The 23835-nt window shown below is 61.0% G+C and carries 21 protein-coding genes; 6 read left to right on the forward strand and 15 right to left on the reverse strand.

Going from position 1 to position 23835, the window contains the following annotated elements:
• Position 1: 1 nt before the first annotated feature.
• The 11 genes from K6U75_01770 to K6U75_01820 all read right to left on the reverse strand — a co-directional run bounded on the left by K6U75_01770 (position 2) and on the right by K6U75_01820 (position 11610).
• Positions 2-1000, reverse strand: coding sequence for a hypothetical protein (locus tag K6U75_01770; GenBank protein ID MCL6473771.1), 999 nt, complete (start codon positions 998-1000; stop codon positions 2-4).
• Positions 982-2238, reverse strand: coding sequence for an adenosylhomocysteinase (gene ahcY, locus K6U75_01775; protein MCL6473772.1), 1257 nt, complete (start codon positions 2236-2238; stop codon positions 982-984). Before ahcY ends, K6U75_01770 begins: the two co-directional genes overlap by 19 nt.
• 22 nt (positions 2239-2260) lie before the next feature.
• Entirely contained in the window at positions 2261-3313 is a 1053-nt protein-coding gene (locus K6U75_01780; protein MCL6473773.1) for an NDP-sugar synthase, read from the reverse strand.
• The gene (locus K6U75_01785; GenBank protein MCL6473774.1) at positions 3310-4425 is read right to left on the reverse strand and encodes a DegT/DnrJ/EryC1/StrS family aminotransferase; all 1116 of its coding nucleotides are present in this window, start codon (positions 4423-4425) and stop codon (positions 3310-3312) included. The genes K6U75_01780 and K6U75_01785 overlap by 4 nt, the downstream gene beginning before the upstream one ends.
• Positions 4426-4484: 59 nt before the next feature.
• Complete coding sequence (locus K6U75_01790) at positions 4485-5588, reverse strand: NDP-sugar synthase (GenBank protein ID MCL6473775.1); 1104 nt, start codon at positions 5586-5588, stop codon at positions 4485-4487.
• Positions 5589-5808: 220 nt separating this feature from the next.
• On the reverse strand, positions 5809-7221 hold the full coding sequence (locus K6U75_01795) for an alginate export family protein (protein MCL6473776.1): 1413 nt from the start codon (positions 7219-7221) through the stop codon (positions 5809-5811).
• A gap of 46 nt (positions 7222-7267) precedes the next feature.
• Complete coding sequence (locus tag K6U75_01800; protein ID MCL6473777.1) at positions 7268-8056, reverse strand: ABC transporter permease; 789 nt, start codon at positions 8054-8056, stop codon at positions 7268-7270.
• Between the two features lie 8 nt (positions 8057-8064).
• The gene (locus K6U75_01805) at positions 8065-9192 is read right to left on the reverse strand and encodes an ABC transporter substrate-binding protein (protein MCL6473778.1); all 1128 of its coding nucleotides are present in this window, start codon (positions 9190-9192) and stop codon (positions 8065-8067) included.
• 20 nt (positions 9193-9212) lie between these two features.
• Complete coding sequence (locus K6U75_01810) at positions 9213-10022, reverse strand: ABC transporter ATP-binding protein (GenBank protein ID MCL6473779.1); 810 nt, start codon at positions 10020-10022, stop codon at positions 9213-9215.
• Positions 10019-11086, reverse strand: coding sequence for an acyl-CoA/acyl-ACP dehydrogenase (locus tag K6U75_01815; protein MCL6473780.1), 1068 nt, complete (start codon positions 11084-11086; stop codon positions 10019-10021). The genes K6U75_01810 and K6U75_01815 overlap by 4 nt, the downstream gene beginning before the upstream one ends.
• Before the next feature lie 11 nt (positions 11087-11097).
• On the reverse strand, positions 11098-11610 hold the full coding sequence (locus tag K6U75_01820; GenBank protein MCL6473781.1) for a DUF4242 domain-containing protein: 513 nt from the start codon (positions 11608-11610) through the stop codon (positions 11098-11100).
• Between the two features lie 164 nt (positions 11611-11774).
• Between K6U75_01820 and K6U75_01825 the strand changes: the two genes are divergently transcribed.
• The 4 genes from K6U75_01825 to K6U75_01840 all read left to right on the forward strand — a co-directional run bounded on the left by K6U75_01825 (position 11775) and on the right by K6U75_01840 (position 16013).
• Positions 11775-12089: a nucleotidyltransferase domain-containing protein gene (locus tag K6U75_01825; GenBank protein ID MCL6473782.1), complete on the forward strand. Its 315-nt coding sequence runs from the start codon at positions 11775-11777 to the stop codon at positions 12087-12089.
• On the forward strand, positions 12079-12429 hold the full coding sequence (locus K6U75_01830; protein ID MCL6473783.1) for a DUF86 domain-containing protein: 351 nt from the start codon (positions 12079-12081) through the stop codon (positions 12427-12429). The genes K6U75_01825 and K6U75_01830 overlap by 11 nt, the downstream gene beginning before the upstream one ends.
• Positions 12430-12525: 96 nt before the next feature.
• On the forward strand, positions 12526-15195 hold the full coding sequence (locus tag K6U75_01835; protein ID MCL6473784.1) for a valine--tRNA ligase: 2670 nt from the start codon (positions 12526-12528) through the stop codon (positions 15193-15195).
• 92 nt (positions 15196-15287) lie between these two features.
• A complete protein-coding gene (locus tag K6U75_01840; protein MCL6473785.1) occupies positions 15288-16013 on the forward strand; it encodes an outer membrane lipoprotein-sorting protein in 726 nt (241 codons plus the stop codon).
• 23 nt (positions 16014-16036) lie between these two features.
• On the opposite strand, the gene K6U75_01845 is transcribed toward K6U75_01840, so the two are convergent.
• Positions 16037-16861, reverse strand: coding sequence for an SDR family oxidoreductase (locus tag K6U75_01845; protein MCL6473786.1), 825 nt, complete (start codon positions 16859-16861; stop codon positions 16037-16039).
• Between the two features lie 51 nt (positions 16862-16912).
• Complete coding sequence (locus tag K6U75_01850) at positions 16913-18412, reverse strand: gluconokinase (protein MCL6473787.1); 1500 nt, start codon at positions 18410-18412, stop codon at positions 16913-16915.
• Positions 18413-18618: 206 nt separating this feature from the next.
• On the opposite strand from K6U75_01850, the gene K6U75_01855 reads away from it, so the two are divergent.
• Complete coding sequence (locus tag K6U75_01855) at positions 18619-19980, forward strand: hypothetical protein (protein MCL6473788.1); 1362 nt, start codon at positions 18619-18621, stop codon at positions 19978-19980.
• Positions 19977-21044 carry a hypothetical protein gene (locus K6U75_01860; GenBank protein ID MCL6473789.1) on the forward strand — a complete coding sequence of 356 codons (1068 nt, stop codon included), beginning with the start codon at positions 19977-19979 and terminating at the stop codon, positions 21042-21044. The genes K6U75_01855 and K6U75_01860 overlap by 4 nt, the downstream gene beginning before the upstream one ends.
• A gap of 31 nt (positions 21045-21075) precedes the next feature.
• Here K6U75_01860 and K6U75_01865 read toward each other — a convergent pair whose 3' ends face one another.
• Together K6U75_01865 and K6U75_01870 are read right to left on the reverse strand one after the other, a co-directional pair.
• Positions 21076-22422 carry a hypothetical protein gene (locus K6U75_01865; protein MCL6473790.1) on the reverse strand — a complete coding sequence of 449 codons (1347 nt, stop codon included), beginning with the start codon at positions 22420-22422 and terminating at the stop codon, positions 21076-21078.
• A gap of 220 nt (positions 22423-22642) precedes the next feature.
• Positions 22643-23818, reverse strand: coding sequence for an LL-diaminopimelate aminotransferase (locus K6U75_01870; protein ID MCL6473791.1), 1176 nt, complete (start codon positions 23816-23818; stop codon positions 22643-22645).
• Positions 23819-23835: the final 17 nt, after the last annotated feature.

Below are 23835 nucleotides of genomic sequence, written 5' to 3' on the forward strand. Positions count from 1 at the left end.
CTCACGACCAGTTGCTGCAGATTCGCAGGATGTGTCCATACTCCGCGGGACCGGGCTGGGGCTGGTTCAGCACTTGCTCTTCCGCCAGCTTGCGCGCGATGCGCTCCGCGAAGGGACGGTCTCCCGCCCCCAGTGCTGCCATACCCCACCAGACCAGCACGCTCACTTCACCCCCCTCCAGTGCGTCCTGCCACTGCGTCTGAAACTGCTGGCGCAGACGCCCGAACAGCTCCTTGCGCCGAGGTGCAGGCGGCAGCCAAGCAACAGCCATCAGCTGCGCCATCACGTCGGGATACCAGCGTTCGAGGCGGGCCTCCATTGTGCCGTTTTCGTTCATCGCGAAGGCGTAGTAGCCCTTCTCCTCGTGGAAGAGTATGGTATCAATGGCGCGAAGAACCCGCCCGGCCAACCGCTGAAAAGTGTCCGCCTCACCCTTGCGATTCATCAGCAGTGCCAGCGCGGCGGCGGACTGCCACCCGCGATACACCTCTACGTTGTCCATCAGGTATTTCACGCGATAGGTGGGCTTTGCCCACGTCAAGCCATCGTCCTGCAGGGTCAGGCGTATTGCCCCTGTCGCTTTGACGGCAGCCGTATAGAGCGCATCCAGCAGCTGCCGGTCGCGCGAGACCTCCACGTAGCGGTGCAACGCCTCCAGAAAGGTCGCGGCGTAGGAGTCGGTGGAGTCGCAATCGCCTGTAGGTTGCAGATTGCCATCCTGCAGGCGGTAATCGCTTATCGTACCGTTGGGGTTCTGGTGTGCAGCGTACCACCGCAGCCACTTTGCCACCGCCACCCGGTGCGACGCATCGCGCGTGCGTGGGTATGCGGCTGCCAGACCAATGGCCGCCAGGTTGGCGAAATAGGGGATGAGTGAGTTAACAGGCTGGTCAGCGGGCGCCATTAGGATGGCACCGTCCGCGCGCTGCCGTTGCAGAATGGCTGCCGCCGCCTGCTTTAAAGCCGATTTGAACATCTTCTCTACGTGCCCATCTCCCATGAAGTCAGGTACTCTTGCTGTTCCAGCGTCAGTGTGTCAATGCGAATGCCCATCGCGTCCAGCTTCAGGCGGGCAATCTGCTTGTCCAGCTCGAGCGGCACGCGGTAAACCTGCTTCTCCAGCGTGTGGGCATGCTGATGGATATACTCCGCGCTGAGCGCCTGATTGGCGAAGCTCATGTCCATGACGCTGGCAGGGTGCCCCTCCGCCGCCGCGAGGTTAATCAGCCGCCCTTCGCCCAGCAGGAATATCTTGCGCCCGTCGGGCAGCACGTACTCGTCCACGAACTCGCGGATGCGCCGTTTGGACGTCTTCATCCGCTCCAGCGCGTCGATATCGATCTCCACGTTGAAGTGACCCGAATTGGCGACAATCGCGCCCGACTTCATCACGGCGAAATGCTCTTCGCGAATGACGTGGATATCGCCGGTCAGCGTGACGAACACATCTCCCACGCGGGCAGCGTCTGCCATCGGCATTACCTGATAGCCGTCCATCACCGCTTCCAGCGCGCGCAGGGGGTCGGTCTCCGTCACGATGACATGCGCCCCCATGCCTTTGGCGCGCATGGCCACGCCGCGTCCGCACCAGCCGTAACCTGCTATCACCACTGTGCGCCCGGCAAGCAGGATGTTCGTCGCCCGCAGGATGCCGTCGATGGTGCTTTGCCCGGTGCCGTAGCGGTTATCGAAGAGGTGCTTGGTATCGGCGTCGTTGACGGCGATGATGGGGTAGCGCAGCACGCCGTCTTTCGCCATCGCACGCAAGCGGATAACGCCCGTGGTGGTCTCTTCCGTGCCGCCGCGCACGTTCGGCAACAATTCCTGTCGCTGCGAGTGCAGGGTGGAGACCAAATCCGCTCCGTCATCCATCGTGATGTGCGGTTGCGTGTCCAGCACCGCGTGGATGTGCTTGTAGTAGGTCTCGTGGTCCTCGCCCTTAATGGCGAAAACGGGAATGCCATGATGCTTGACGAGGGCACCTGCCACATCGTCCTGCGTGGACAGTGGGTTCGACGCACACAACGCGACCTGCGCGCCCCCCGCTTTCAGCGTTATTGCCAGGTTCGCCGTCTCGGTGGTCACGTGCAGGCACGCCGCAAGCCGAACGCCTTCCAGCGGCTTCTCTCGGGCAAACCGCTCGCGGATGAGGCGCAGCACAGGCATGTCCTGTTCTGCCCACTCGATGCGCAACTGCCCCTTGTCCGCAAGGGCAAGGTCCTTCACATCGTAGTTCATGCAATACTCCTCCTGTCATCCATCAAGTGCCAACGTAATTGTTTTTGCGCACGGGGTCGACGATGACGCCGTCGAACACCGCCGCATTAGACTTCACGCGACAGCCCTTACCCACCACACAGCGCACCAGCATGGTGTCGCGCATCACCACCGCGCCTTCCCACAGGATGCTCTCCTGTACGGTGGCGTTGTCCTCCACCACGCAATTGTCGCCCAGCACCGTGTATTCCAACACCTTCGCGCCCGGACCGATTTCGCAGTTGTTGCCGATGATGACGGGGTAGCCGATTTCGGCGGTGGGGTCGATCTTCACGTTACTGCCTATCCACACGTATTTGCGCGTTTCGGGGTAGGGTATGCGCAGCGCAACCCTGCCCTGCATGGCGTCCACGTGTGTCTGCTGGTAGGTGCGCAGGTTGCCCACGTCCTTCCAGTACGACGAGGTGAGGAACCCGTAGAACGGTCGGCGCTGCTCCAGCAACAGCGGCAGCAGGTTAGCACCGAAACCGTAGGTGACGCCACGCGGGATCAGGTCGAATATCTCCGGCTCGAACACATACACGCCGGTGTTGGCAGCGTTGGAGAAGATGACCTCGCCGCGCGGTTTCTCCAGGAACCGGGTGATGCGTCCCCGCTCGTTCAGCAGGGCGATGCCGTACTCCGAGGGGTCATCGACCAGCGAGAGGGCGATGGTGGCGATGGCGTGCTTCTCCTTGTGATAGCGCAACAGTCGAGTAAGGTCCAAATCCGTGATGTCGTCCCCGCCGATAACCAAGAAGGTGTCGTCAAAGAAGTGTTCACATCGTTTGACGCTACCGGCATCCCCCCACAGGCGGTCTTCTTTGGAGTAGTGGATGCGCACACCCCACTGAGAACCGTCCCTGAAGTGGTTCTCTATCTGCTCGCCGAGATAGTGCAGATTCACCATGATTTCATGGAAGCCGTGTCGCTTCAGCAGCTCCACGATGTGCTCCATCACCGGTCGGTTCACGATGGGCACCATCGGTTTGGGCACGTTGCGGGTCAGCGGGTCGAGACGCGAACCCACGCCCGCCGCCAGAATCATTGCTTTCATGACGGGTTTTCCTCCTCGAATTGCCGCACCATCGCAGCCACGTAATCGATCTGTTCCACACTCAGTTCGGGATGCACTGGCAGGGAGAGTACCTCTTCCGCAGCGCGTTCCGCATGGGGAAAGTCACCGCGTTTATACCCCAGATGCCGGTATGCCTCCTGCAGGTGCAAAGGCAACGGGTAGTACACAGCGGTAGCGATGCCATGTTCCTTCAGGTACGCCTGCAAGGCATCTCGCTGCCGGTGCCGAATAGTGAACTGGTGATAGGTGTGCAGATTGCCCGGCGCGGTAACCGGCAACACGGCTTCAGTGCCCTGCAGCAATTCCATGTACCGACGGGCGTTCTGGCGGCGGCGTTCGTTCCAGACCTCCAGATGGGGCAGCTTCACCCGCAGTATTGCCGCCTGTATTTCGTCGAGACGGCTGCAGTAGCCGGGCACCTGGTAGAAATACGCCCCACCTTCCGCACCATGCACGCGAAGTTGTCTCACCCGCCGGGCGATCTCCTCATCGCTGCACAGCACAATGCCGCCGTCTCCAAATGCCCCCAGATTCTTGGTCGGATAGAAACTCAAAGCGGTGGCGTGACCAACTGCGGCGACCGGCATGCCGTTCTGCTGCGCACCGATAGCCTGCGCCGAGTCGTTAATCAGGTACAGTCCGTGCTCCTGTGCAATACGCCATAGCGCCTGCCGGTCGGTCATCTGCCCGAACAGGTCCACAGGCAATAATGCGCGGGTGCGCGGCGTGATGGCGCGTTCTATCGCGTTCACATCGATATTATAGGTGTCGGGGTCGATGTCTACATACACCGGCTTCGCTCCCAGACGCACGATCACCTCGGTAGTGGCTCCAAAAGTGAAAGGGGTGGTAATCACCTCATCGCCCGGGCCAATACCCACCGCCGCCAGAGACAGCTCCAGTGCATCGGTGCCGGACGCCACCCCGATACCAAAGCGTGCCCCGCACAGCGTGGCTATCTCCTCTTCCAGATACTGCACGTTCTCACCTAATATGAACCGCCCGCTCTCCAGCACCCGGGCAACAGCAGTATCTATCTCCTCACACAGGGCACGATACTGCGCTTGAAGGTCTACCAGCGGAACATGGATCGTCTTGCTCACGCTACTTTCCTCTCCAGTGGCATCGCAGGTTTGGTTCAGTAGAGTAATCACCAGCTCGTCCCCAATCGACTTTCGCGCTCGATACGGCTACCCGCTGCGATGACCGCATCGCTGATGCGGCTACCTGCGGCAACAGACACATCGCAATCGCAAATCACGCGCGTCAGGTCGGTCCCCTCGCCGAGATGCACTCTCTCCAGCAACACGCAATCCTCCAACACGCACCCCCGTTCGATATGACAGCCTGCACCAATGACCACCGTACCACGCAGGTGTACGCCGTCCTCAACCACTGCACCTTCCCCGATGTGTGCCAGTGCTCCCGAATCGAGAGTCGCACACACCTGCGCGCCTTCCATGCACCACAAGCCCTCCCTCAGCGGCGCACCGGGCAGGGGAACGCGCACCCGCCCACGCAGCAGGTCGTTGGTGACCTTCCAGTACTGTGTGGGACCGGCCACATCGACCCAGTAGCCCTCGGCAGGCGCGCCATACAAGCCTTCTCCCTGCGCAATCATGCGCGGATAGATTTCGCGCTCTATCGACACCATTCTGCCTTCGGGAATGCTCTCGATCACCTCCGGCTCCAGCACATAGAATCCCGCGTTGATGTAATCCCAGCCGGTCTGCTCTACATTCGGGTTGGCTGCCAGCGCCTTCTTCTGCTCCTCTGTTGGCTCTCGCCACGCCAGAACCCTGCCTTCGCTGTCCAGGTCCAGCACGCCGTAAGGGTTGGGGCTGGGCACAGCCTTCAGGGCAATGGTGGCGCGCGCTCCACGCTGTCGGTGAAGGTCTATGATCGCGCTCAGGTCGAAGTCGGTCACAATGTCGCCGTTGAATACAGCAACCGTTTCCTGTCTCCAGAGGCTCTTTGCCGCATTGCGGATGGCGCCTGCCGTGCCCAGAGGCTGGTCCTCCTGCGCGTAGCGCATCTTCACGCCGAAGCGGCTGCCATCCCCAAAATGCTTTTCAATCGCCTCAGCCATGTAGTTGGTGGCGAATACAATCTCATCCACGCCATGCGTCTTCAACAATGCAACCTGATACTCCAGCAGCGGGCGGTTCAAGATGGGCATGAGAGGTTTCGGACGGGTGTAAGTCAGCGGACGGAAGCGCGTTCCGAACCCACCGGCGATAATGATTCCCTGCATTCCATCACCTCCTCAAACCAAAAATGCTGAAGCCTTGCACAGAACACCCGACACATTATACTCACTGGCGAAGGTATTTGTAAAGGTAATGGGAACCTGACCGAGAACCAGTCTGCGATGGTGATGCCACTTGCTACGCACGCCTGCCGATGCACGCCAAAAACAATGACAGGGGCGGGCTTGTCGCCCGCCCTAAGCAATCGTGCAGGCACCAAAGGCGTCAGAACCGATAGTTCGCCTCGATGAAAAATAGCCCGCCGTCGTCGCCAGCAGGATAGACCGAACGGACAACGCCTCTGCCCTGAACCCAGCTTTTATAGACCGATAGCTGCAGGTTGTCATCGACACGGTAGTTCAGGGAGATGTCGAACACATCCGCGAGGTCGCGATTGCCCCCGGACGGTCTGCCTGCGATGCCGAAGGTGGCGTTGTCGAAGGCGCCGCCTCCGGCGTACCACAGGTCTTCGCTGCGCTGCAGACGCAGGCGATGGAAATCCGCTCGAAGAGACCAGCGTGGATGCGGCGTCAACATCACCTGTATAAAGGTATCTTCCAGGTTCATCGTGTTGTAGAACGGGGTCAGGGCGTACAGGCGTGGCGTGAAAGTACCGGGGAAGAAGGTCTTGTGTGTATCGTCCGCGTTATCGCCATCGCCGGAACCGAGGTAGTAGCCGACACGCACCCAGGGTTTCCACATAGTTGGGAACTGGAAACCCGCTTCTGCCGCCAGCGCGTATGCGGAGTGGCTCAAACGCCCCCACTCCCCGCCCTGCAGTGCTGCCCACAACAACAGGTCAGCCCGACCGGCGGCGCTGTTCCAATCCTGCACCCAGTGTCCGCCCAGTGTCCACACGCGCACTTCGTCGGTATCTGCCTGTCGTGCAGCCAGTGGGCGGTTGTCCACCTTCAGCACATCGCGCGAGTCGCGAAACCATCCCCAGAAGAGACGCCAGTCGTAATTGGTACCGCCTTTCTCGTGGGCGCGCGCATACGCCAGATAGAGCTGGTTCACCCGGGTCAGTGTCGGGTTGCCGTTCAGGTCGAAAGCGCCTTGCGTGGGATAAGCAGCAAACGCCACCCAGCGCGATGAGTCACTCCCCAGCTGAACCAATACCCCATCGAACGAGCGAGTCACAGGGGCGAAACCGAACGGACCGATGAGACGGTTACTGATTCGGTTCGTGTGCAACCAGTTCAATCCCGCGTCTTTGACAGTGACCTCGCGCCCATCGGCATACTCCATCCGCCCCAATTGAACGGTTCCCCAATCCCGTTTCCACTGGATGCTCAACTGTTTCAGGAACAGGCTTGCGCGGTTATCACCGTTGACCGCTCGTAAAGTTCCGCCGAGTCCCAGCTGTCCCGCGGGGGGCGGCGCAACAGCGTTCGGTAGGCTGAACAGCGACGCTTGCGCCAGCTCGGCAGTCCACACAGAGTTCCCTGAGCTGCCGCTCAGTGCAAGGCGCAGTAGAGAATGGGCATAGGTGTAGTCGGAGTCGAACCCCTGCACATTGAACCACTGCCAGTCCTCCACACGAAAGCGCCAGCTGCCCTGAATGGTGGGTTGCTGGGCGGTCGCCGCCACCATCAGCAGGCTAACCGCGGCGACAGCGAAACAGGTGACTTTTCTCATCGACACATGCCTCCTTTTCACACTGATATTGGTTATGTCTATCCGATTATCCTGCTTCCGATTGTAGATGGGGGGTCAGGCGACGCGACAACCACCGTGCGGCTGCATCGAAACAATAGCCCAGCCCACCGATAACCAGGATCACCGCCATCATCTCGCTGTAGGCGAGACGGTCGCGCGTGTCCAGAATGTAATAACCTAGACCTGCGCTAACCCCCAGCATCTCCGCTGGAACCAGCACAATCCATGCGATGCCCACCGCCAGCCGAAAGCCAGTCAATACATGGGTTAACACCGCAGGCAAATACACCAGACGCACCAGTTCCCAGCGGCGCGCGCCCATACTGCGAACTGCCAGTATCCACTGCTTATCGATGTGCGAGATGCCTGCCCGTGTGTTCAGCATCATGGGGAACACCGTCGCGATGCCAATCAGAAAATAAGCTGGCGCGTCGCCCACACCGAATACCATGATGGCGATGGGCATCCACGCCAGTGGGGAAATCATGCGCAGCAGCTGCAACACCAGGGTGCTGGCGCGTTCCAGCCAGCCCACTGTGCCCAGCAACACGCCCAGCGGCACCCCGACTGCGCTTCCGATGGCCAGCCCGAGTATCACGCGCTTCAGGCTGACTGCGATGTGTGGCGTCAACGCGCCAGTGCTGAGCAGGTCCCACAAACTGCGGAAGGTGGGCAGGGGAGCAAACGATGCCAGAACGCCTTCCGCCCCGCGCGATAAGCTCCACACCTGCCACCCCATCAGCAACACGCCAATCCCAGCCAGCGGCAACAGCTTCCGATGCCATCGGGCGGAAGGTAGAGCGGCGGAATGCATCGCAGTGGTCACGGCTCGAACGCCTCCGTTCGGGTGAGTTGCCTGGGCAACCCGAAACTGGATGTCCCGCCCGCGGCGGCAATCGCCTTGCGCACGAAACGGTCATCGACTAAATCCCGCGCCACCTGCTCGGGCTTGAGCGTGCGCAGGAAGTCGCGGTTGCCCTCCACCTGCGTGCGCTGCAACAGGCGCACCAGCAACGCCGTATACGAAGGGAAGGGATACGGCTGAAAGTCGATGCGCGGCACCCGCCACGCTTTGTGCCGGATGGCACCCTCGTGCTGGTAGAAAACGGGGTCGTACTGCACCAGCACGCGCAGCAGCACTGCTTGCGGGTGAGGCGTGTATTTGCCTGCCTCTCGCGACAGCAGGCGGGCGGTTTCTATCCGATTCTGGCGGATCCACTGCTGCGCTTTCACGACGGCATTCACCACCGCCTGCGTCCAATCGGGTCGCTGTTGCAGGTCGTCCTCGTGCATCAACACGACGCAGCAGGCATGGTCGCGCCACACATCCCCAGACAGCCGCAGCACCCGCCCGACGCGGTTGGTTTCCGCGGCGGCGTTAAAGGGTTCTGCCACAATATAGCCAGCGATGGAGCGGTTCGCCAGGGCAGAGACCATCTCAGGGGGCGGCATCACCACCAGCCCCACTTCGTTCTCGCGCAGCTTTTTCCCCTGTGGACGCAGCACAGGCTGCAGCCCCTCTCGGCGCAACAGCTCCTGGAGTATCACGTTGTGGATGGAGTAGTAAAACGGAATGGCTACCTGCTGTCCACCCAGTTGCTGCAGGGAGCGAATCTGCGGCTGCACCGTGATGGCGGAGCCGTTGGTGTGATTCCATGCCACCACCTTCGCGGGGAACCGATTTCCGTAACGCAGCAGGATAGCCGTAGGCATCAGGATATGCACCACGTTCACCTGCCGCGCGATGAAAGCTTCCACCAGATTCGGCCAGGCGCGGAACAGGCGGGGTTGTTCCGCAGTAAGCCCTTCCGCTTCGAACATTTTGCGTGCATGTGCCACCAGCAGGGGCGCGGCGTCGGTGATGGGCAGGTAGCCGATACGCACCGGCTGTTCCTTAGCACGCTGGGATGCCGAGGGTGTCTGCGCCAGTAACGCGCCAATCGCCGCCATCGAGAAAGCCTGACAACAGTTCAAATGACCCAATCCGCAACCTCCTTCGCCTCTTCACGTAGTGTACTGTGTCTGGCGAGATGCTCGACAATCGTGGTATGAAGATGTATCATCTGGGGGTCTCGATACTGCCTCGGATGCGGCACGTTGATGTGCCACTGCTGCTCGATGCGCCCTGGACGTGCGCTCATGAGCAGTACCCTGTCTGCCAGAAACAGCGCCTCGTCGATATCGTGAGTGACCAGCAGGCAGGTCGTGTTCTGCCGGTGCACCAGCTGCAGCAGGGTGCCTTGCAGATGGTGGCGGGTGTGGGCATCCAGCGCGGCGAACGGCTCGTCCAGCAGCAACAGGGAGGGGTTCCGCACCAACGCCCGCGCCAGCGCAACCCGTTGCGCCATGCCGCCGCTCAGCTGGTGGGGATAGTGGCGTGCGAACGCCTCCAGCCCCACAGCACACAGCACGCTCTCTACCCTGCGACGCAACACCGCGGCGGGTAACTTCTCCCGCTGCATCTGCAACCCCAGAGCGACGTTCGACCACACTTTGCGCCAGGGTAGCAGACAGGGGTCTTGGAACACGACCGCCACGTCAGGGTGTGGCTCGCGCAGCGGGTTTCCGTTCAGAAGCACCTCCCCCGCGTCTGCGGGCTGCAGTCCAGCGATGGTGAGCAGCAGCGACGATTTGCCACAGCCACTGGGACCCAGCAGGCACACAATCTCTCCCTGCCGCACTTCGAAGGAGATATGCTCGAACGCAACGAGTGCCGCGTCGCGCGTGCGGTACACTTTCGTCAGGTCTGCGACCCGCAGCAGGGGCTGGGCGTTGCTCATCGCGCTGCAGGCTCCTTCTGGGACTGTTTGAGTTGCAACGCCAGCTGGGTGGTGCTTGGCGTCAGCACCGGCAGGAAGGTAACTTCGCGCAGGCGTCGCGCGGTGCCGCTGTCGCGGAAGTACGCCGCACCACCCGCCGCTTCCAGTTCAAGCTGCGCCGCCTTCACAGCCAGATCCACCCACTGGATGCGTGTTTGAAACAGCCGACGCAGGTCGGACTGTCCGTATCGTCTCTGCTGCGCAAGCCGTTGCGTGCGGCGTTGTAGCCGATGCCACTGTCGGCAGGCGGTCTCCACCCGCTGTTCCAGAATCGCCTTCGCACCCTGCATTTTCGCCGATGCTTCCTGCAATGCCCGCCGCGTTATGCCCATCGGCAGCCCGCACTGTAACAGCAGAAAGCGCGGACGAACGCTTTGGAGAAAGTCGTGCGCGTTGTCGCTGAGCAGCCAGCGTCGGGGGAGCCGCACGGAACGCAGCGTCAACGACGCGGTCTCGGAGCTCTGCAAGCCCAGCAGCTGAAACGTCTCGCTCCGTTCCACTCCCTGCGCCTCCGCGGGTACCGCCGCCACGATTGCCTGCCGTTCGTCCACCTGCGCTGCCACAGCCACTACAAAACGATTGACCCGCAAATTCGACGCCCACGGGAGATGACCGTCCAGCTGAATCTCATCCTCATGCAACACCGCCCGCGTGCGCAGTGGCTCCAGACCGCCGAGATACTTCATGGCGTTGGATAGTCCCGTCGCTCCCGCGCGGCGGGCGGTTAACAGGTCAGGCAGCAGGGTGTCGCGCAGGTCGGTGTTGGGCGTGTGCAGCAGGTACTCGATGAACACCCGCTGGCACCAGAACAGAAACGCTGTGGTGAGACACTCTGCGGAGACCTCGGCAATGGCTTGCACCGCTTCCCACAAGGTGTCGCCCTCGCCACCCATTTCTCGGGGCACGCCGTGGTGCAGGTAGCGTTGCTCCGCCAGTAGCTGCAGTGCGTGGTGGGCATCCCCATGCCCTTCGTTCATCGCGAGCGCGGATGCCGCTAGCTGCTCGCGTATCGTTTGTGCTGCCACGGTATGCCTCCTTATCGCACGTTCTGGATGGTGGTCAGGTGGTCTACAGGCGCACCGACTACCTCGCGAGCCTTCAGCACTGTTTGCTCGTCGGGGCTGTCATACAGGCACAGGCACTTGCTCATGTCCTCGCAGACGTAGGTGCGCTCGAACTTCACCTCAGGCACCTGAGCATACAGCGGCGACTTTTCCGCCTTGCGCTTCAGATAGGCTTCCATCGTTAACCCCGCAGGCAGGTTCCACTCTACGAGGTAGTTCGCTCGCGCTTTGCGCTGGCGTACGGTCTCCAAATCCTGCCCGACCAGCCGCACCTGCTTCACCAGCTCTGCCTGCAAGCCGCTGCGGGCAAACGCCTCGCGTGCCGCCTGTTCATCTGACGCCAGCAACACCACATACAGGCGGTTGTCCTGTGCGCTCGCCTGGGCTTCCAGCAGCTCGGCGCGCGTTTCCACTGCCTGAAGTCGCTGTTCGAGTAGCGCACGCTCTACACCATTGCAACTGCTCTCGATGAGGTACAGGTTCATTGCAAACGCCTCCTGCATTAGTTTACTATGATGATACCTTTAGTCAGGATAAATGTCAAGGGTGATAGAGACCTTCTGTGGTGCATTTTTTGCCTTGCCCCTCCGCTCGAAGGTGAAGTATAATCAGGATGCATGCTCCAAACGGCTTCAGGAGCGTACGCAAAATGCGGGTGGGCGCGTTAAGGCTGGATAGACGCAAGCTGGAACGCCTCTGTCGTAAGTGGCGCATCGTCAAGCTGGAGGCGTTCGGCTCGGTACTGAGGTCAGACTTCCACAGTGAAAGCGACGTCGACCTGCTGGTTACTTTCGCTCCAGATGCCAGATGGTCGCTGATGCAACTATATGAGGCGGAGCAAGAGTTTGCCGCGCTTTTCGGACGCCGCGTGCAGCTTGTCCCCAGAAGCGGCATCGAGCGCAGCGCGAACTACATCCGGCGCCAAGCGATACTGGATAGTGCCGAGGTCATCTATGCCGCATGACCCCGCAGCGGCGATGCTGGATATGTTGATTGCAGCACAACGGGCTGTCAGCCGTCTGGGTGCAAGTACGGAGGAAGAGTTCCTTGCCGACGAAGATGCCCAGTGGTTCATGTTCAGCCAGATTGTCATCATTGGGGAGGCGGCCAATCGTGTGGATATGGCCACACGTGCCCAGCACCCGGAAATCCCATGGGCTGCAGCTGTTTCCATGCGCAACCGTGTCGTACACGGTTATGACGCGATAGATTGGCGTATTGTGTACGCTACCGTAAAACACGACCTTCCCTCCCTTATCGAAGCTCTCAAGGCAATCGTCCCTCCAGAACAACAGTCACCCTGAGTGACGTTGGCGTACCTCCTCCCAACCTTGCCCCCCTGCTCGCGCGTGCAGTATAATCTGTAAGGCAGAAGTTTTTTCACAGGAGACGGCAAGCGCATGGCGGATGCGACCAATATCCCGAAAGTGTACGACCCCACGCAAGTGGAGGAGAAATGGTATCGCTACTGGAGCGAGAAAAACTACTTTGCACCCAATCCCGCGCCTGGAAAACCCGTATACTGTATCACCATTCCCCCACCGAACGTCACTGGCTCCCTGCATATCGGGCACGCGCTGTGCTACACCATCCACGATACCCTCATCCGCTGGCGCAGGATGCAGGGCTACAACACCCTGTGCGTGCCCGGCACCGACCACGCGGGCATCGCCACCCAGAACGTGGTGGAGAAGCAATTGCGCCGCGAGGGGCTGACGCGCCACGACCTCGGCAGAGAGAAGTTCTTAGAGCGCGTGTGGGACTGGGTGCGCGAATACGGCGGGGTCATCCTCACCCAGTTCCAGCGGCTGGGATGTTCCTTCGACTGGAGCCGCACCCGATTCACGATGGACGAAGGCTATGTGAACGCCATTATGGAATGCTTCGTGCGCTGGTGGGAGGACGGGCATATCTACCGGGGCAAGCGCGTTATCAACTGGTGTCCCCGCTGCCTGACCGCCCTCTCCGATATCGAAGTGGAGCATGAAGACCAGCCGTCGCAGCTCTACTACATCCGCTACCCGTTCAAAGATGGTTCCGGACATGTGGTGGTCGCGACCACTCGCCCTGAGACGATGCTGGGCGACACCGCCGTTGCCGCCAACCCCGCCGACGAGCGATACCAGCACCTGTTCGGCAAGACCATCCTCCTGCCGCTGGTGGGCAGGGAAATCCCCTTCATCGCCGACGATTACGCCAAACCCGAGTTCGGCACCGGCGCGGTAAAGGTCACGCCAGCACACGATGCCAACGACTTCGAGTGTGGATTGCGCCATAACCTGCCGCAGGTGGTGGTCATCGACGAACACGGGCGCATGACCGATGAGGCAGGTGAGCGATACGCTGGTCTGGACCGCTACGAGGCACGCGAGAAGGTGCTGCAAGACCTGCAGGAGCAGGGGCTGCTGGAGAAGGTAGAGGACTATGTGGTGCCCGTGGCAACCTGCGCCCGCTGCGATACGGTCATCGAACCGTTGCTATCGGAGCAGTGGTTCGTGCGCATGAAAGCCATTGCCCAGCCCGCTATCGACGCGGTGAAAGAAGGGCGCATCCGCTTCATCCCTGACCGCTATGCCCGTACCTATCTGGACTGGATGGAGAACATCAAGGACTGGTGCATCTCGCGCCAGCTGTGGTGGGGACACCGCATCCCCGTGTGGACTACCGAAGACGGGGAGTACATCGTCGCGCGGTCGGAAGAAGAGGCACGGCAGAAGGCGGATGGCAAATCCATCCGTCAGGACGAAGACGTGCTGGATACCTGGTTTTCCTCTGCGCTGTGGCCCCACGCCGTGCTGGGCTGGCCCGAGCAGACCGGCGACCTGAAAACTTACTATCCCACCTCCGTGCTGATTACCGCGCGTGACATCATCTACCTGTGGGTGGCGCGCATGATAATGACGGGGCTGTACTTCATGAACGACGTGCCCTTCCGCGATGTGTACATCTATGCCACCGTGCTGGACGAGCAGGGGCGGCGCATGAGTAAGTCGCTGGGAACGGGTGTAGACCCGCTGGACCTGATTGAGATGTATGGGGCAGATGCGCTGCGCTTCGCCCTGCTGGTGCGCACCGCGAAGGGACAGGATATCCGCTTCGCCAGCATCCAGCATGGCAGGCACAGTCAGGTAGAAGAGGCACGTAACTTCTGCAACAAAATCTGGAACGCTTCCCGCTTTGTCTTGATGAATCTGGACGAGGGGTTCCGCCAGCGGTTCGACGGTTCGTTGCCTGCAGACGAGCAGATGAACGATATCGACCGCTGGATACTGAGCCGTCTGAACCACACCATCCGCACGGTCAACAGCGCGCTGGAAAGCTACGACATGGACGACGCCGCCAAAGCCATCTACTCGTTCCTGTGGGATGAGTATTGCGACTGGTATATCGAGATGTGCAAACCGCGCCTGAACGCAGGGGGCACTGAGCGGGAGGTCGCCCAGCGTGTGTTGAGCGTGGTGCTGGAGCATACCCTGCGCCTGCTGCATCCCTTTATGCCTTACATCACGGAAGAAATCTGGCAGAGCCTGCCGCATGAAGGCGAAAGCATCATGGTCGCCCCCTTCCCGACAGAGCAGCTGCAGTGGAACGCGCCGGAGGCAGAAGCACGTATGCAACGATTGATAGAGGCGGTGCGTACCATCCGTGCCCTGCGTACGGAGATAGGCTTTGACATTTCGCTGAAGGCGAATGTGTTTGTCGTGCCGTCGTCGCCGCACGCAGCTGCACTCCTGCAGGAGTACGAACCAGTGATTCGCACCCTGCAACGGGTGGAGCCGATGACCGTCGTGGAGAGCCTGCCGGAGGGCGTCAAAGCGGTTGCTACGCACTGTGAACTGGCGGACGTGTACCTGCAGCTGGAGGCGGTAGACTTGGAGAAGGAGCGGCAGCGCATTCAGAAGGAGCTGGCTTCGCTGGAAAAAGAGCTGCTGCGAGTCAAAGGCAGGCTGAACAACGAGCAGTTCCTGCAGCGCGCGCCGCGCGAGGTGGTGGAGAAGGAGCAGGCGATTCATTCCGAGCTGCTCGAGAAGCAGGCGAAGCTGCTGGAGCGTCTGAAGCGTCTCGAGTAGAGCTGGAGTGGCGTGGACGGCGGTAACCCCAGCTGGGGTGCTGTCGTCTATATTTGCGCAGAAAACCAAAAGGCGGATAAAAGGAGTGTGGAATGCTCGGCAGAGGGATACTGTTGCTTGGTTTACTGTGGTATGGCGCCGGTTTTGCGATGGCGCAATCGCAGGATATTAACGATTACGTGCAGACCCGTCTGCACGACCTGCGTGCTACCGTCAAACAGCAGGCTGCCAACCAGCGCGAGCTGGAAAAGATAAATAAAGATTTCGCCAACTCATACCGCATCAAACAGATGACCGCCCGCTATAAAGAGCCGTCCAGGATGCGGCTGGAGAGCAAAGTGGGCGTGGTCAATGTGGTGTACATCATCAACGGCAACTACAAGCACGTCTCGGCAGGTCCCATCAAACACACCGACGACATTAGCAACGCACCGGGCAAGCGACAATCGCTGATGGATTTCGGAATCCTGACGCCCAGCTTCATGAAGCTGGTCAACGCGAAGTTCCTGCGCTACGATCAGGAGGGTGGCGTGCGCTACCCGGTGTTTGAGTTGACGTGGGCGAACTCCGACGACACTTCCAAACACATCGTGTGGATGGATGGTAAAACCCGCACGGTGGTCAAGCGGCAGTGGTATAACCAGCAGGGCAAGCTGATGGCAACCTTTTACTACAAGAACCCGGTAGAAGCCGCACCGGGCATCTGGGTACCCACGCGGGTAGAGGTGTACAACGCCGAAGGCAAGCTGGGCGGCGTCACCACCTACGTGAACCTGTACGTGAACGAAGGCTTGCCCGATAGCCTCTTCCAGTTCTAGCAGCTCGGCGGGAGTGTACCCCCCTACACTCCCGCAAACGCGCTGAACCCCCCGTCTATCGGAATAACCGCTCCTGTGACAAACGCGCTCGCCGGCGACGCCAGCCAGATAATGGTGCCTACCAGGTCGTCCGGTTCGCCAAAGCGTCCCATCGGAGTGTGCGCGATGATTGCCTGCCCGCGCGGCGTCAGGTTGCCCGCTTCGTCCAGCAGCAGGTAGCGGTTCTGCTTGGTCAGGAAAAAGCCAGGCGCGATGGCGTTGACCCGCACTTTGGGCGAGTACTCCTGCGCGATATGCACCGCCAACCACTGCGTGAAGTTGCTCACCGCCGCCTTCGCTGCGGAGTAGCCCAGCACGCGCGTCAGCGGCTTGAACGCCGACATGGACGAGAAGTTGATGATGACACCGCCCGCCTCGTTCTCCAGCATCTGCTTCGCAAATACCTGACTGGGCAGTATCGCCCCGCCAAACAGGTTCAGGTTCACCACCTGCTGCAGGGCTTCTACGGGCAGGTCGAAGAAACGCCGGTCAGGCGAGGTGGAGGCTTCGGGCATATTGCCGCCCGCCGCGTTCAACAAAACATCTACCGTGCCCACCTCCTGTTTCACCTGCTCTGCCACCCGCTCGATATCCGCTTTATCCAGCACGTCCATGCAGTAGCCGTACGCCTCGAGACCCAGCTGGCGCAACTCTTGCAGACGCACCTCCAGCGGCGCGATGTCGGTCAGCACGATGCGCGCTCCCGCCCTGCCGAGGCCTTTCGCAATGGCGCCTGCCAGCACACCGGCACCACCTGTGAACAAAGCCACTTTACCCTTCACCGAGAACAGCTCCTCGATATAGCTCATAATCCACCTCCTGCGGCTACAGGTTTATTGAACATCCTGGCTCCCTTTCCTTCATGGTGTGACAAGACGGGCGTGTCTCTGGAAAGCCTGCGCCAGGTCATCCATCAGCTGCTGGAAGAACCGGTATTTCTCCGCGTACGCCTCCACCGCATCCTGCTGAGGCAGGTACTGCCTGCCGGTTCGCACCATTGCCTGCGTTGCCTGCTCTACATCCGCATACACGCCCAGAGCAGTATACCCCAGTATCGCCGAGCCGACCAGCCCGGGCTCCTCCACCTGGCTCACCTGCAACGGGATTCCCAGCACATTCGCCATCGTTTGCATCCACAACGGCGAACGCACCCCACCACCACCGATGCGAATCTCCCGCGGAACCACACCGTTCTCTCGCAATGCGTCGTATACGATGCGCAGGGCGAAACACACCCCTTCCATTGCCGCCCGAACCACATGTCCCCGTGTGTGGTAGCCGCGCAGTCCAAAAAACACTCCCGATGCGGCATTGCCGATTTGCGGGTTGCGTTCCCCACTGAGGAAGGGCAAGAAGAACAGCCCCGCCGTGTCGGAAACGCGCTCTCCTTCGCGGTTCATCGCCTCGTAGTCCATACCCAAAACGCTGTCACGCAGCCAGCGCAAGGTGATGCCCGCGTTATTGATAGCTCCACCCGGAAACCACCTGCCGCAGGCAAGGTAACAGGTCTGCAGCCTCATCGCGGGGTCGGCGTCCAGCACCGGCTGGGGCATTGCCACGCGCAACATCGCGGTAGTGCCCAGATTGATTGCCCCAGCCCCTCCCACCAGCGCACCGATGCCGATAGCCACCGCACCCCCGTCGTACACGCCCGGCACCAGCCGGCATCCTTCTGCCACACCCAGCCGGGCGCAAACCTCCTCAGGCAGGGTTACCAGCACCCTATCTGCTTCCACCGGCTCGGGCAGTCGCCCGGCGTCCAGTTCCAGCACGCCCAGCGCAACCTCATCCCATCGCAGACTGTGCAGGTTCATCAGCTGCGTTGCCGTGCCCAAACTGGCTTCCGTCACCCACTGCCCGGTCAGCCGGTAAATCAGATAGTCCTTCGCCCCCACCAGCCACCGCGCTCTGGCAAAAAGGTCGGGATGGGTGGTTTTCAGCCAGAAGATTTTGGAAAACGGATAATGGAACAGCGGCGGACAACCTGTGCGCTGGTATAACTGGTGTGCGTCTATCTGCTCCATCAGCCGGGGATAGGTCTGCCGGGGGCGCGTGTCCAGAAGGGTGATAATGCCGGTCAGCGTCCCACCCGTTTCATCCACTGCCAGCAGGCTGAGCTGGTATGCGGACAGCACCAGGGCGCGTATCTTCTGCCCGTAGCCTTCGGTGACCTGCCGCGCCACTGCACCAAAGGTTTCCCATAACAGGTGCGGGTCGTGTTCCGCTTTGCCGTTCTCATCGCGCGCCAGGGGCAGCTCCTGCTGAACCACCCGCAACACCCGCCCGTGCGCGTCGACGACCCCCGCTTTGATATTCGTGGTACCCACGTCTACGGAGAGTACCAGTGGTTCACCTTCCATCCCGCGTTTCCTGTTCGAGCGATCGAAATGCTGACGCCATTATACACGCTCTCCGCTCCACAGGGCAAGCTATCATCCGCTTGCAGCTGTCACGTATCGGAATCAGGTGGCACAGGATTTGCCCCAAAGGGTACGGAAATTATCTTCGCTAGCAGGCCTTTGACAGGAGGTTCATGATGCCAGATTCTCGCAAGCCGGTTACGCAAATGGTCTACGCCTCTGCGGAGGAGATGCTCTTCGGTTCGGCGGCAAAGCCTCTCGCCTGTGGGAACGGAGTGCTCATTGGGGCAGGGCAGGTTATCCCCGAGGTCAACTTCACCCTGCCGCCGATGTCCATACGTGAAGAGACGCTCCCCGATGTGCGCCAGCGGTTCCGCGAGATGGTGGAACGCATCCTCACCCGCGCCGTACAACAGGGGCTTTCTGCGATTGTGCTGGAACTGGAGCACCTGTACGAGCTCACCCTGCACCCCGACTGGGGCGCGCTGGTCACTGCGGACATCAAGCAGGTCATGGAACAGTTCGGGCAGAGGTACGGATTGCGTTCCGCGCTGCGCGTCACCATCGCCGACATCCGCGAACAGGAACGTCCGCCCCGAATGCGTAGCGGGCATCTGTTCGCCACCATGCTGACAGCCTTCGAACGGTGCGCGGAGGCGGGCGCGGATATTCTCTCCATCGAAAGCACCGGTGGCAAAGAGGTCAACGACCACGCACTGGTGCAGGGGGATATGGAGGGCATCGCCTTCGCGCTGGGCGTGCTGGCGCCGCGCGACATGGAGACGTTGTGGGCAGCTATCGTGGACATCGCGCACCGCCACAAGGTGGTGCCCGGCGGCGACACCGCCTGTGGCTTCGGCAATACGGCGATGCAGCTGGCGCACCAGGGATTGCTGCCTAAAGTGCTGGCAGCGGTGGTGCGACTGATGACCGTGCCGCGCTCGCTGGTGGCGGTGGAAATGGGCGCAACGGGTCCATTGAAAGACTGTGGCTATGAGAACCCGGTGATTAAAGCCATTACCGGCGTGCCTGTCAGCATGGAGGGCAAATCCAGCGCGTGTGCCCACTCTTCTCCGCTGGGCAATATCGCCGCGGCGGTGTGTGACCTGTGGAGCAACGAGTCGGTGCAGGATGTGCGCCTGCTGGGCGGCTATGCACCAGCGGTGTTCACCGAAATCCTCGCCTATGACTGCCGGTTGATGAACACTGCCCTCGAACAGGGGCAGGGTAAGGCTCTGCGTGACCTGCTGGTGCTATCCGACCATTACCGCGACCCGCAGGCGCTCATGCTGGATCTCAGGGTGGTATATGAGGCAGGCAAACGCATCGTGGAGGCTGGCGATGACCACTACGCCCGCACGCTGGCGATGGCACGATTCGCCGCAGGGGAGATACGCCGTGCGGTGAGCGAAGGCACTATCGCTCTGGAGCCGCGCGAGGAGCGGTGGCTGGGCATGATCGAAGACGCCATTGCCGACCTGCCGGAAGACGCCGATGCGCTCCGCCAGCGGGCAGATTTGAACTACGGTTCTCTGTACATTCCTGCAGAATACGGGCTAAACGCATGAACTCAAGAGAACGCATCCGAATCGCCCTGAAACGCGGTATCCCTGACCGCGTGCCCATGCTGGACATCACCTTCTGGCCCGAGACGCTGCTCCGCTGGCAAAAGGAAGGCTTGCCTGAAGGCGCAGATCCGGTGGACTATTTCGGGCTGGACCGCATCGAGCGTTTCGGCTTCGATGGCTCGTTGCAGCTGCCGGTAGAGATGATGGAAGAGACCGACCGCTGGCGCATCTACCGCAACGCCAACGGGCTGGTGGTCAAGGAATGGAAAGATTCGTACGCCCCACCCGCCCGACTGGAATGCACCGTCCGGAATTGGGACGAATGGCTTAAGGTGAAAGCCCGCCTGCAGGCTAGCCCCGACCGGATTCCGGACTGGATGCTGCAGAACTACCGCACCTGGCGTGAGCGGGATTGGTTCGTGGTGGCGGAGCCGGTGGAGCCAATGTGGTACATCCTGGACCACCTGATGGGCTTCCAGAACGCCCTGCCCCTGATCGCCGAACAGCCCGACCTCATCGCCGACATCCTGAATACCTACACCGACTTCCTGCTGGGGATGTGCGAGTTGTGCGTGCAGAGAGGCATCACCTTCGACGGACTGTGGTTCTTCTCCGACCTGTGCTATAAGAACGGGATGCTCTTTTCGCCCCGTGCCTACCGCGAACTGTTGATGCCCTGTCACCTTAAGGTAAAGGCATGGTGCGAGGCACAGGGAATACCGATGCTGCTGCACTGCGACGGTGATGTGCGACAGTTCATCCCCCTGCTGATTGAGGCGGGGTTCGACGCCATCCAGCCGCTGGAGGCGCGGGCAGGCAACGATGTGCGCGAGCTGAAGCGGCTCTACGGCACGCAAATCGTTTTCTTCGGCAACATCAGCGCGGACGTGATGGCTTACGGAACCGACGAAGAGCTGGAAGAGGAGATACGCAGCAAACTGGCAGTGGCGATGGAGGGAGGCGGTTACATGTACCACAGCGACCACTCCATCCCGCCAACGGTCAGCCTCGCCCGCTATGCGCAGGTAGTGCAACTGGTGCGCAAATACGGACAATACGGGTAGGGGGCAGACATCGGGGTCTGCTACCGTGAAACTAAACCCGTACCGGACGAACCCAACCGCCCGCGCTGAGCGGTAGCTGCACTGTCACCGTTTGACCTCTCGATACCCGTGCAGTTACCCATCGGGTATCAGTGCTCACGAAAGGCATCTGGCAGGGCAGAGACAGCATGGAAGCACCTGCTGGCTCGCGAGGCGCGTGTGTCGGGTGTGCCCGCAGCTGCCACTCGCCCGATCGCACCGGCAGGCGGAACCGTCCCTGTGCATCCGTAAGGGTACAGGCGAAGGGTGAAGCGGTGCCCATCTGCTGTCGCAGGGTTTTGCGCAGTCCGTTGCAGGTGGCAACGCGACAGGTGATTTCCTGCTTCCTCGCCAGCACAGGTGGCTTTTTGCCCTGCGCGACAACCAGTGCGAAAGGCTCCGGCTGACCGTCGGATCGCCTGACCTCGCCTGCAATAACGCCGTCCGGCGGGTGGATGGCAATTTCTCCCAGCTCCCATCGCTCACAGGCTGCCTGCATGGGCGGGCGTGTGCCAGGCGGGGACAGACTCGCCCAGACCTCTGCCCCGTGCGGCAGGCGACATACCGTCGGCACAACGGGTCCGTTGGCGTAATGAGGCAGGTAAACGGAGAACCATCCCTGCGCGTCGGTGAAGGTCAGGTAGTCGGAAGGAACGCTTTTGAACCACTTGCCCGGTTCCGTATGCAACAGCACTGCCTCCCCGTGCAATGGTCGCCCCGTGCGAGAGTCTATCAGCCTGCCGCTTACCTCTCGTGTGCCCAAATGGTAGCGCACCCGCAGCTCTGGCGCGGCGTGGAGCGGCATCGGGTCGCGAAACCTCTGGCGCATCCCCTCAGGCAGTTCTCCGCCCCACGCCCAGAAAGCTGTCGCCCCTTCCGGTAACAGCACTCTCAGCTTGCCATGCGCATCGGTCTGAAAAACGGCGTCCGGCATCGGAGGCAGGTCTACCGGTGCGGGCACCCCGGGTATCCGCAACTGAACAGTTCTTCCCTTCAGCCCCTTTGCGGGATCGCCGAAGCAGTTTTGCACGGTGAAGGTGGTCCGTCCCCCCGAAGTGAGAAGCAGTTTGACGTCCTTCAGCGAATCGAGCGTGCCGATGCTCCACGCCCAGCCCGCCTGGGGATGCCATGCCAGCACCAGAAAGCGCAGGGGTGTTCGGTTCTCGCTGGCAACGGAGAGCAGTTCAGAAGACAGGGGAAGCTGGGTGCGCAATTCGCCAGAAGACGAGGTTCTCCACTCCCCCGACAGGGGCTTCAGTTTACCCGCGGGTACCATGCGCCACAGCAGGATATACGCTCCCGCTACCGGTCGGCCTTCACGCGTGACGGTGCGAACGTGCAAAAGCGGCGGTGATGGCATTGTCAGAAGCCTCCTTTGTTACCCCGCGTTTCGCCCTTTAGACGTCTGGGACGGTGGCAACGTTACCAGATGCCGGTTCAAAATGGCACGAGGTCCGCCCACGACTCCAATCGTGGGGGGTGTGAGATCAGGTGGGGCTGAGCTCCCCAGGAGGTTCGCCCCTCATTTTCACACCAAACCCCGCTGGGGAGAGAGGCTCCCGCCAAGCCGCTCCATTACGCTACCGGCCGAAACGTTCTCGTATCCGCCTCACCGCTTCTTCCACCCGCTCGCCATGATGGTCGCCGCTGACGGTGATGGAGAAGCGCACGTAGCCCTCGCCATGTTCACCATAGCCGATACCCGGTATCGCCAGAATGCCCGCTTGTTCCAGCAACTGCTTGGCGAACTCGATGGAGGACATGCCGCCGGGCGTTGGAACCCATACGTAGAACGTGGCTTTGGGTTTCGGCACATCCCACCCGATGGACTGAAGTCCTTCCACCAGAATGTCCCGCCGCTTCTGGTAGAGGTTCAACGTGCGGGTGTTGTCGGCATAAAGCAGGGCGTATGCGGCAGTGCGTGATATCGCGGCGAACTGCTTGCTGTCCACGTAGGATTTCATCTTGTTCAGGTTGGCGATGGCGTCGCGGTTGCCCGCCGCAAAACCGATGCGCCACCCTGTCATGTTGAACATCTTGGACAGCGAGTTAAACTCTATCGCGACGTCCTTCGCGCCCTCTACCTGCAGCAGGCTCGGGTGACGATACCCCTCGTATACCACCTCGGAGTAGGCCGCATCGTTCACCAGCAGGATGTCGTACTCGCGGGCGAACTCCACCGCCTGCCGATAGAACTCCTGCGTGGCGACCGCGCCTGTGGGATTATTCGGATAGTTCAGGAACAGCAGCTTCGCCCGCCGCGCGACGTCGGACGGGATTGCCGACAAGTCGGGCAGGAACCCGTTCTCACGCTGGAGTGGCATGGTGTACACCTCGCCGCCCGCCATGCGCGTGTTGATAGCATACACGGTGTAAGCGGGGTCGGGAACCAGCGCGATGTCGCCCGGGTCGATGTATGCCCATGCTAGATGGGCTAACCCCTCCTTGGAACCGATGAGCAGCAGGATTTCGCCTTCGGTGTCCACCGACACGCCATAGCGACGCCGATACCACTCCGCCACCGCCTGCAAGAAGAACGGGTCGCCGTACGGTGTTTCGTCATAACGGTGGGTGGCGGGGTCTTGTGCCGCCTCATACAGGTGGTCGATAATATCGCGCGGCGTCGGCTGGTCGGGATCACCGATGCCGAAATCGATTAAATCGCGCCCTTCTGCCAGCGCCTTCGCCTTCAGCTTTGCGATTTCGCCAAACAGATAGGGTGGGGTTTTGTCCAGACGAGATGCACGTGCAGGCAAACCTCTCTCCTCCTTCG

It is taken from the genome of Bacillota bacterium (assembly GCA_023511455.1).
Taxonomy (GTDB): domain Bacteria; phylum Armatimonadota; class HRBIN16; order HRBIN16; family HRBIN16; genus HRBIN16.

Coding starts and splice junctions, on each gene's coding strand:
- K6U75_01770 (MCL6473771.1), bottom strand. CDS start 1,000: ATGGGAGATGGGCACGTAGAGAAGATGTTCAAATCGGCTTTAAAGCAG.
- ahcY (MCL6473772.1), bottom strand. CDS start 2,238: ATGAACTACGATGTGAAGGACCTTGCCCTTGCGGACAAGGGGCAGTTG.
- K6U75_01780 (MCL6473773.1), bottom strand. CDS start 3,313: ATGAAAGCAATGATTCTGGCGGCGGGCGTGGGTTCGCGTCTCGACCCG.
- K6U75_01790 (MCL6473775.1), bottom strand. CDS start 5,588: ATGCAGGGAATCATTATCGCCGGTGGGTTCGGAACGCGCTTCCGTCCG.
- K6U75_01795 (MCL6473776.1), bottom strand. CDS start 7,221: ATGAGAAAAGTCACCTGTTTCGCTGTCGCCGCGGTTAGCCTGCTGATG.
- K6U75_01800 (MCL6473777.1), bottom strand. CDS start 8,056: ATGCATTCCGCCGCTCTACCTTCCGCCCGATGGCATCGGAAGCTGTTG.
- K6U75_01805 (MCL6473778.1), bottom strand. CDS start 9,192: ATGGCGGCGATTGGCGCGTTACTGGCGCAGACACCCTCGGCATCCCAG.
- K6U75_01810 (MCL6473779.1), bottom strand. CDS start 10,022: ATGAGCAACGCCCAGCCCCTGCTGCGGGTCGCAGACCTGACGAAAGTG.
- K6U75_01820 (MCL6473781.1), bottom strand. CDS start 11,610: ATGAACCTGTACCTCATCGAGAGCAGTTGCAATGGTGTAGAGCGTGCG.
- K6U75_01825 (MCL6473782.1), top strand. CDS start 11,775: ATGCGGGTGGGCGCGTTAAGGCTGGATAGACGCAAGCTGGAACGCCTC.
- K6U75_01830 (MCL6473783.1), top strand. CDS start 12,079: ATGCCGCATGACCCCGCAGCGGCGATGCTGGATATGTTGATTGCAGCA.
- K6U75_01835 (MCL6473784.1), top strand. CDS start 12,526: ATGGCGGATGCGACCAATATCCCGAAAGTGTACGACCCCACGCAAGTG.
- K6U75_01840 (MCL6473785.1), top strand. CDS start 15,288: ATGCTCGGCAGAGGGATACTGTTGCTTGGTTTACTGTGGTATGGCGCC.
- K6U75_01845 (MCL6473786.1), bottom strand. CDS start 16,861: ATGAGCTATATCGAGGAGCTGTTCTCGGTGAAGGGTAAAGTGGCTTTG.
- K6U75_01850 (MCL6473787.1), bottom strand. CDS start 18,412: ATGGAAGGTGAACCACTGGTACTCTCCGTAGACGTGGGTACCACGAAT.
- K6U75_01855 (MCL6473788.1), top strand. CDS start 18,619: ATGGTCTACGCCTCTGCGGAGGAGATGCTCTTCGGTTCGGCGGCAAAG.
- K6U75_01860 (MCL6473789.1), top strand. CDS start 19,977: ATGAACTCAAGAGAACGCATCCGAATCGCCCTGAAACGCGGTATCCCT.
- K6U75_01865 (MCL6473790.1), bottom strand. CDS start 22,422: ATGCCATCACCGCCGCTTTTGCACGTTCGCACCGTCACGCGTGAAGGC.